At 60.8% G+C, this 1,915-nt stretch carries 4 protein-coding genes and 1 pseudogene; all 5 read right to left on the bottom strand.

All coding sequences use genetic code 11. From position 1 onward, the window contains the following. Positions 1 to 275, bottom strand: a pseudogene (locus ACQUQ1_RS22065) (hypothetical protein); the annotation flags it as partial. Further along, positions 272 to 640, bottom strand: coding sequence for a hypothetical protein (locus ACQUQ1_RS22070; protein ID WP_435066336.1), 369 nt, complete (start codon positions 638 to 640; stop codon positions 272 to 274). The pseudogene ACQUQ1_RS22065 and the gene ACQUQ1_RS22070, both read right to left, overlap by 4 nt. Before the next feature lie 98 nt (positions 641 to 738). Further along, positions 739 to 1,068 carry a hypothetical protein gene (locus ACQUQ1_RS22075; protein ID WP_435066337.1) on the bottom strand — a complete coding sequence of 110 codons (330 nt, stop codon included), beginning with the start codon at positions 1,066 to 1,068 and terminating at the stop codon, positions 739 to 741. Positions 1,069 to 1,099: 31 nt separating this feature from the next. Next, on the bottom strand, positions 1,100 to 1,612 hold the full coding sequence (locus tag ACQUQ1_RS22080) for a hypothetical protein (RefSeq protein WP_435066338.1): 513 nt from the start codon (positions 1,610 to 1,612) through the stop codon (positions 1,100 to 1,102). Next, positions 1,613 to 1,915, bottom strand: a 303-nt coding sequence (locus ACQUQ1_RS22085) for a hypothetical protein (protein WP_092893815.1), incomplete at its 5' end; no start/stop codon positions are given.

Consider the following 1,915-nt stretch of genomic DNA (forward strand, 5'->3'; position numbering starts at 1 on the left):
TCCGGGGTATCCTCGCGCGCATACGGATCTTCGACCGTATAGTGGCCACGGGCCGCGAGGACGTTACTCGCCGCAGCGGCGTGGATATCCTGATACTGCGTGATGTCGCGGAGTTCTTCGACTACTTCCAGAGGGACGACCACGTCACAGGAGATGAGCAGGTACTGGAACGGGTCCGGAACGTCGGACCCGACCGCTGCATCCGCACGGGGCACCGCGAGACTGACGAGCGCACTCGTATCGGCGACGACTGTTCGCAGCCGTGGACCGCTCATCGATCGTCGTCGACCGCGGTGTCGACCGTCGTCACATCCCCATCGTAGACGTCGACGTCGTCGGGCGCAGCAAGATCGAGAGGTTCGTCCTCGAGATCCGCTTTGAGGAGACGGAGTCGCTGGGCGGTCTCGGCGCCGACCAGTTGCTTGACCGTCTCGAACTCGAGCTGGTTGTCGTAGTACTTCGTCGCGACCAGCTCTTGGAACGTCTCGCTGTCGGCCGTGTCTTCGATGTACTCGCGGATGGCCTCGACGAGGAGATCTGTCCGGTCCTTGTCGAAGAGATCGGCGATGGCATCCAGCCGGTCGACGAGGTACTCCGGCGACTGGAAGTGAACCCGCCGGGGATCGTCACTTGCGCTCATTCTATGTGCAAGTTCTGCACATAGACGCATAACCGTTTCGGCGTTTGCACAGAGCTTGCACATCGGTGCTCGGGAGACGAGACTCGCTCACGTCGGGTTCAATCGTCGTGCTGCGCGTTCAATTCTGTAAGGAACTGGCCAGCGGTCGTCCCGATACGAACACCGTTGACGTTGGACATTTCGAGGCCGTGAGTAGCGGTCCGGAAAGGCGTGCCGTCGACGAGGACGCGGTGAACGACGGTGCGGATGGGATCGGTCCCGTACCTGTCGACGACAGTCGCCATCATCTCGTCGAGATGTGCATCCCGGTGCTCCGTCCGGGGATGCTGTGCGCGCTCGAGGATGAGTTCGACCACGTCATCAACTGATGCGTGCTCGGGATTCTTCGTTCGTTCACGAACGTCGTAGAGAGCGTCGTTATCGGACATTTCTGTTCACTTCGAAGTATCCTCTACGGTGTCAGGGCTCCTTGAGCAATGAGCGAGCTCGCTGCACGTAACTGTTCACGCCCCAGCTACGGGCGTCGCTAATCGCATCGAGGAGCAGCCGCGCATCGGCAGCTGATAGGTGTTCAGTTCGAACCAAAACCGAGAGCAGCGTTGGTGTCGTGACGAGTCGGGTATCAGCGAGTGAGGCGTGGATCAAGCCAAGTTGGTTGAACTCGTCACAGAGGAAGAGCGCAGCATCGAGATCGTTCGCGAGCGTGACCGCCGCGTTCTCACCGTCATCGAGGGGGAACTCGGCATCGAGGTCCACCGACTGTGTCGTGAATGACTCTGCTTGGTCGAGTACGGCAGACGCGGCGTGTCCATGGACGTCATCGTAGGAGGCGATCTCTTGGAGTTCATCGATGACCGCCGTTGGGACGACGACCTCGTACCGGGAGAGACAGAGTGCGAGTGGATCGGGATCGTCGTCAGTAACGATTCCGAGACTCACGAGGGCGGAGGCGTCTGCGATAAGTCGCGACATCTATGCGTCGGCGACCTCGTCGATGAAGTCCTCGTCCAGCTGCTGTTTCAACACTCGGAGGTTTGCCGCCTCCTCGGCGCCGACGAGTGCTTTGAGTTGCTCGAAGGTGATCTCGTCGTCGTAATAGGCGGCGGCGATCTCTTGGGTGAGTGCGTCGTCGTGAGCGGCGTCTTGGAGGTACTCCCGAAGCGCGGTCACGAGGACGTCTGTTCGGTCTTCCCCGAGGACTGCGGCCAGTGCGTCGGCCCGGTCGATGAGCCGATCGGGGGCCCGAAACTGCACGCGCTTCTTATCGGTGCTCAT

This window comes from Halobaculum sp. EA56, from assembly GCF_051195075.1.
Taxonomy (GTDB): Archaea; Halobacteriota; Halobacteria; order Halobacteriales; family Haloferacaceae; genus Halobaculum.

Bases quoted from the DNA above. Each gene is read 5' to 3' on its own strand.
- ACQUQ1_RS22070 (WP_435066336.1), bottom strand. From the start codon at position 640: ATGAGCGCAAGTGACGATCCCCGGCGGGTTCACTTCCAGTCGCCGGAG.
- ACQUQ1_RS22075 (WP_435066337.1), bottom strand. From the start codon at position 1,068: ATGTCCGATAACGACGCTCTCTACGACGTTCGTGAACGAACGAAGAAT.
- ACQUQ1_RS22080 (WP_435066338.1), bottom strand. From the start codon at position 1,612: ATGTCGCGACTTATCGCAGACGCCTCCGCCCTCGTGAGTCTCGGAATC.